The 6,290-nt window shown below is 62.9% G+C and carries 5 protein-coding genes; 1 reads left to right on the top strand and 4 read right to left on the bottom strand.

The window, feature by feature from the left end; translation table 11 throughout:
- The 4 genes from SPHV1_RS01415 to dusB form a co-directional block, all read right to left on the bottom strand.
- Nucleotides 1-1,937: HAMP domain-containing protein (locus tag SPHV1_RS01415; RefSeq protein WP_054944339.1), on the bottom strand; the 1,937-nt coding region annotated here is incomplete at its 3' end.
- Nucleotides 1,938-2,048: 111 nt separating this feature from the next.
- On the bottom strand, nucleotides 2,049-3,470 hold the full coding sequence (gene ntrC / locus SPHV1_RS01410) for a nitrogen regulation protein NR(I) (RefSeq protein ID WP_176167942.1): 1,422 nt from the start codon (nucleotides 3,468-3,470) through the stop codon (nucleotides 2,049-2,051).
- Nucleotides 3,467-4,594, bottom strand: coding sequence for a nitrogen regulation protein NR(II) (locus tag SPHV1_RS01405; protein ID WP_054944337.1), 1,128 nt, complete (start codon nucleotides 4,592-4,594; stop codon nucleotides 3,467-3,469). The genes ntrC and SPHV1_RS01405 overlap by 4 nt, the downstream gene beginning before the upstream one ends.
- Complete coding sequence (gene dusB, locus SPHV1_RS01400) at nucleotides 4,591-5,607, bottom strand: tRNA dihydrouridine synthase DusB (protein WP_054944336.1); 1,017 nt, start codon at nucleotides 5,605-5,607, stop codon at nucleotides 4,591-4,593. The genes SPHV1_RS01405 and dusB overlap by 4 nt, the downstream gene beginning before the upstream one ends.
- Nucleotides 5,608-5,687: 80 nt before the next feature.
- On the opposite strand from dusB, the gene SPHV1_RS01395 reads away from it, so the two are divergent.
- A partial coding sequence (locus tag SPHV1_RS01395) for an IspD/TarI family cytidylyltransferase (protein ID WP_156367192.1) occupies nucleotides 5,688-6,290 on the top strand: 603 nt, incomplete at its 3' end.

Genomic DNA, 6,290 nt, shown 5'->3' with positions numbered 1-6,290 from the left:
ACGATATTTAACTTGTTTCGGGAATTTCCCGCCACAGCCACTTTGCCCTGCCAACCTTCAGGTGCATCCTTCGTTTTGGATTCAATGGCTTCAACCGCATTTTTGAGCACGTTCGTCATTGCCTGTCCGAACTGGTGGCGGTCACAATCGATGGTTCCGATGCCCGGATCGCTCGAGAACGAGAACTGGATGTCGGGGCGGGCGATCTCCTGCAGGAAGAGCGCCTGGCGGGTGAGTGCGACCGGATCCTCGGCGCGGAACACGGGCTTGGGCAACCGCGCAAAGGACGAGAACTCGTCGACCATCTTGCGCAAGTCACCGACCTGACGGATGATCGTCCTCGTCAGATCCTCAAAAAGCTCTGGATTATCAACTATCTGCTTTCGATATCTGCGGCTAAGTCTCTCCGTCGCCAATTGGATTGGCGTGAGCGGATTCTTGATCTCGTGCGCGATGCGGCGCGCGACATCGGACCACGCCGCAGTCCGCTGATCGAGCAACTGGCGGGTGATATCCTCGAAAGTAATGACGTGGCCGGTGGCATCGCGGCTCGTCTTGACAGCGAGGGTCAGCAGTTCGCCGTTGCGATTGTACTGCACGATCCCGGCGGCACCGCCCGCCTCCACCAGATCTGCAAGGCTCGGGGCCAGGTCAGCAAGCGCCATGCCCTCAGGCACCTGCTCATCGCGATCGGTCAGAAGCTTGAGCGCCATGCTGTTCATCAGCAGGATGCGATTGCGCTCGTCGAGCGAGATGATCCCCGAAGTCACGGACTCAAGAACCGCCTCGATGAACACACGCCGTTCGTGAAGCTGGCGGTTGACACCGAGCAGCGCCTGCGTCTGTTTCTCGATTTGTGCGGTCATGCGGTTGAACGCGCGGTTCAACAGGCCGATTTCATCGGCACCCGTACGCCCTTCAATTCGCAGCGAAAAATTGCCGCTCCCGACACTTCGGGCCGCGTCCACCAGTTCGTAAAGCGGCTTGACCTGGCGGTCGGCGAATCTGAGCGCAAACCACACGGCAAGCCCAACCAGTGCGAGCGAGGCAACGAACAGGGCCACGTTGAAGCGCAATTGCAGAACGCGGGCGCGATTGGAGAGGACCTCGTAGGCCTGGACGATGTTCTCTGCATGCTGGCCCTGGCTCAACGAGACGAGGTCGTTGCTTCGGGCCGCATAAAGATAGACGCCGGAATCGCGTTCGATGGGAACGACCGCGACGATCTTGTTGGCGTTCGAGGTCACCACCATCGGCTCGCCCTTTTCGAGCCGTTGCAGGACGTCCTCGCCAATCCGCTTGTCCTCGGAATTGCCCTCCGGATCGACGATGATCGGCGTGCGCTGGTTACCGTCGGGGCCCACCTGGATGATCGCCGAAAGGCTGAGATTACGGCGATAGACCTGATCCGCATAGAACGCCTGGAACGCCGGGCTTGCGATGGGATACTGGCTGAGCATCGTGCGCGCATCTTCGGCCATCGCCACGGATTCGTAGCCTACGTCGCGCTGGGTCTGCTCGTAATAGCCTCTGGCCAGCTTGTTCGCGTTCTCCAGCAGGCCGCGAGAGCTGTCCGAAAACCAGAACTCGACGCCCGACTGGAACAGCCAGGAGGCGAACACCACGACGAGAAGGGTCGGGACGGCCGAAATCAACGAAAAGATGAACACGAGCCGCACGTGCATGCGCCCGGTCCCGCCGATGTGCTCTGCAGCCCGCCTCAGGGCCATGCGACGGCCCAGCAGGACCAGGATCGCCATGGCCGGGACCAGCGTGCCGATCAGCAACGAGGCGGTGATGTTGGACGGCAGGAGCTGCCCTTTGTCTGCACCGTTGTTCAGGGCAAACCAGGTGGTGGCCGTCATGATCAGGAATGCTACGACGGAGAGCACCTCCATCATGGCGAAAAAGTTCGCCCGGCGCGCCGTGACTTGCATTCGACGCCACCAGCGAGGCCATGCGCGCTTCTTTGCGGATTCCTCCATCATCGTTGCACCGTTACAACACTACTGTTGCGGTGTCGCAAGAGGCTTTCCACCGATTTCGGCTTAGGGACGACGCGCAAAGGCTTCCGGGTCGAGTTCGAGTTCGCTGAGGCGCTTGCGCAAGGTGTTGCGGTTGATGCCCAGGGCATGGGCTGCGCGCAATTGATTGCCACCGGTTTCCTTGAGGATTTCCGCGAATAGCGGGCGCTCGAAAGCGGCCATCGCCGAGGCGTAGATCGAGCCGTCGGCAGGCCGTTCTGCCGCCAGCCATTGCGAAACGGCGGTGTCGATATCGACCGCCGACCCGTCCCCTGCACCGGCCTGCGAGCCCTGGCTCTCAGCCGCGAGGAGCGGATTGATGCTCTCAACGTCGATAGCATCTTCGCGCGCGAGCAGAGCCAGGCGATAAATGAAGTTCTTGAGTTCGCGCACGTTGCCGCGCCATGGCTGCTTGCGCAGCAGTTCGGCAGCTTCCGACGTCAGCTGGCGCTTGGGAAGCCCTTCGTTCGCGGCGTGCTGGAGGAAATGGCGCGCCAGAACCTCGATGTCTTCCGGCCTGTCGCGGAGCGGCGGCATGCTGATGGGCACGACATTCAGACGATAGTACAGGTCCTCACGGAAGCGCCCCGCGGCGATTTCCGGCTCCAGGTCCTTGTTGGTTGCGGCGATGATCCGCGCGTCCAGCTTGATCTCCTCGCGTCCGCCGACACGCCGCACGGTCCCCGATTGCAGTGCGCGCAGCAGACGGGTCTGCGCCTGCATCGGCATGTCGCCGATTTCGTCAAGGAACAGGGTGCCACCCGCAGCCTGCTCGAACTTGCCTTCATGCCGGGCGACTGCACCGGTGAAGGCGCCCTTCTCGTGCCCGAACAGCTCGCTCTCGATCAGTTCAGCAGGGATGGCCGCGGTGTTGACTGCGACAAACGGCCCTGTCCGCCGGTTACCCAGCTGATGGATAGCTTCTGCGACGAGTTCCTTGCCGGTGCCGGATTCTCCGAGGATCAGAACGGTGAGATCGTTGCGCAGGACGCGCGTGATCATCCGGAACACCGACTGCATCGCCGGGCTCCTTCCTACCAGCGGCAATCCGTCGCCAAGCGGTTCGTCGCCATCATGGACGTTGCCCTGCCCGTTGCCGGCTGCCTGCCTGACCGTCCGGGCCAGTTCGTCGATGTCGAAAGGCTTGGGAAAATACTCGAAGGCGCCGGTATCGGTAGCACGTACCGCGGTGTCGAGAGTATTCTGCGCCGACAGAATGACCACCGGCATGTCGGGCCGCAGGGACCGTACCCGTTCGATCGTCTCGATACCATCGCCATCGGGGAGCATGACATCGGTTACCATGGCGGAAAACGTCTGTTGCGCGATCAGGCGATCGCGTTCCTCGATGGTCTGGCAATGAACCACATCGAAGCCTTCGGCCTCGAGCGCAGCCGTGATGACGATGGCGATCGACATGTCGTCTTCGACAAGCAACACGCTCATGCGCCGGCCCTCCATTTCATGAGCTTCTTGCGGGTCTCTCGGGCAAGCGGAAGATGGACGCGGAAGTGCGTCAGCCCTGTCTCATCGTCGCGATCATGGGTGATCCGTCCATTCATGTCGCGCACCAGCTTGCGCACCAGCGGCAGGCCGAGCCCCTGCCCCGACTTCTTGGTCGTGACGAAAGGCTCGAAGATGTGATCGCGCATGGATGCGTCGACGCCCGGGCCATTGTCGGAGATCCGCAGTTCCACAGGCAGGCGGATCGGCTTGCCTGAAGCCGTTGTGTGGAGTTGCAGGCCGCTGGCGAAGCGCGTGCGGATCGTGACCGTCGGCTGCTCGACCTCCCGGCAGGCTTCCATGGCGTTCGAGACCAGATTGATGATGACCTGAACCAGTCCATCGGGATTGCCGAGTACCGCCGGAAGGGACGGATCGAACTCCTCCACGAGCCGGACCGGGCTCGGATGGGTTGCGGAAGCAGCGCCGATTACGTCAAGGGCACGGCGCGCAGACTCGTGCAGGTTGCACGGCTCCACCGGCGAGGCCGTGCGCCCGCTGAGCTGCTGCATCTGATCGATGAGATTGGCGATGCGATCGACTTCGGAAGTGATCAGGTCGGTCAGGGCCCGGTCGCGCTCGTTCACCTTGCGGGCAAGAAGCTGAGCGGCCCCCCGGATACCAGCCAGCGGGTTCTTGATCTCGTGGGCCATGATCTCCGGTCCGCGAACCACGGCATTATCCACACCGCCGGAATCATCGCCAAGCGCTTCGGTGGCGCTGTTATCGTGGATCGTGAGCACCTGCCACCCGAGCGTATCGGCCACGGGCGCGACATTGATATCGATCCGCCGCGCCCCTCGCCCTTTCACCGCGACCACGACTTCACGCGCGGAAACCGGGGTTTCGTAGTCGTTGAGCCGTTCGAGCAGCCGCGGGTCGGAAAACGAAATGACCTGTGCCAGCGAACTTCCGACAAGACGGCGCAGCGACTGACCGAAGAACTGCTCGGCCGCCGGATTGACCGAAGCGATCCGCAATCCCGGTTCCAGCAGGATCACGGCAAGCGGAAGGCTCGCCAGCAGCCGGTTGGCCTCGGGCAGGACCGTCCGGGAAAGCAGGCTCATGCGGCCTGGCGCTCCCGATAAGGGGCGTAGAATTCGGCCAGAGCCCGCAGAACCTCGTCAGGATCGGCGATGAAGTTCACCTTGTTGCGGAATTCCGCCGATCCGCGCACGCCCTTGATATACCAGCCCAAGTGCTTGCGGGCCATTTTGACACCGGTGTCAGCGCCGTAATGCTCGAGCATCTGCTCATAATGGCTGCGGATGATCTCGTACTGGCCGGCAATGTCCGGATCGGCCGAGACAGTCTGTCCGCGCCACCACTGCATGACTTGGCCGAGGAACCATGGGCGACCGTAGGAGCCGCGTCCGATCATCAGGCCATCGGCGCCGGATTGCTCCAGAGCCATCGCCGCGTCGTCTATGGTGCAAATGTCGCCGTTGACGATCACGGGGATCGAAACCGCATCCTTGACGCTGCGGACGAAGGCCCAGTCGGCCTCGCCTTTGTACATCTGGTTGCGCGTGCGCCCGTGAACGGTGATCATCTGCGCCCCGAGATCCTCGGCGATGCGCGCGAGTTCCGGCGCGTTGAGGCTATCGTGGCACCAGCCCATGCGCATCTTGACGGTGACGGGCACCTTCACCGCCTTCACCGTCGCCTCGATCAGCCGCGTTGCCAGCGGTACGTCGCGCATCAGTGCCGAACCGGCATCGCCGTTGACGACCTTGCGCACCGGGCAGCCCATGTTGATGTCGATGATCGCTGCGCCGCGGTCCTCGACGAGCTTCGCGGCCTCCGCCATCTGCTCTGGTTCGCAGCCGACGAGTTGCATCGAGAGCGGATCCTCGATCTTGTCCCACATCGCCTTCTGGATGGAGACCCGCGTTTCGCGGATCGCGGCCGGACTGGCGATCATCTCGGTGACATTGAGCCCCGAGCCGAACCCGCGCACCATCCTGCGGAAAGGCAGGTCCGACACGCCTGTCATCGGCGCGAGCACGACCGGACAGTCGATCGTCACGGGACCGACCTTGATGGGCTTGAGAGCCGGAGGCTGGGGCAATTGGATCATAAAACGTGCAGTGCTGCCTAAAAAACAGGCAGCGCATAGTGGATTGCCCTCTCCTCGGCAAGCGATTACCGGCGATAGCGATGTCACAGGACACTTCATCCGCTGCCGAGAATATCGGAGCTCACCCCCGAATCGCCGCCGTGGTCGTGGCAGCAGGCCAAGGCCTCAGGGCCGGACAGCCCCTCCCCAAGCAGTTTGCAATGTGGCGCGGCAAGCCGGTCGTGCGTCATTCGGTGGAGGCCTTGGCCAAGGCCGGCGTCGCACCGATCCTCGTCGTCATTCCCGAGGGAGCGGAGGAACTGGCGAATGGCGCGCTAGCCGGCATTGCCGGTGTCCGTTTCACCGTCGGCGGCGAGACAAGACAGCAATCGGTCCGCCTCGGCCTCGAAGTCCTGGCCGCCGATGAGCCCGATCGGGTGCTCATCCATGATGCGGCCCGCCCCGGTCTGTCCCCTGGTGTCATTGGCAGAATCCTTGAGGCTCTGGATCTCTCCAAGGCCGTCATTCCGGTCCTGTCCGTGGTGGACAGCCTTGCCCATTGCGAGGACGGAGCCTCCGGGCCGGTCATGGGAGCGCCCGCCCGCCGTGAGGCGCTGCGCCGCGTCCAGACGCCGCAGGCATTCCACTTCGCCGAGATTCTGGAGGCCCACCGCAAATGGTCCTCCCCCGCCGATGCCGGCGAC

Origin of the sequence: Novosphingobium sp. KN65.2 (assembly GCF_001368935.1) — a bacterium.
Taxonomy (GTDB): domain Bacteria; phylum Pseudomonadota; class Alphaproteobacteria; order Sphingomonadales; family Sphingomonadaceae; genus Novosphingobium; species Novosphingobium mathurense.
The sequence above is the reverse complement of the archived record's forward strand: the minus strand, read 5'-3'. Positions and strand labels throughout refer to the sequence as shown.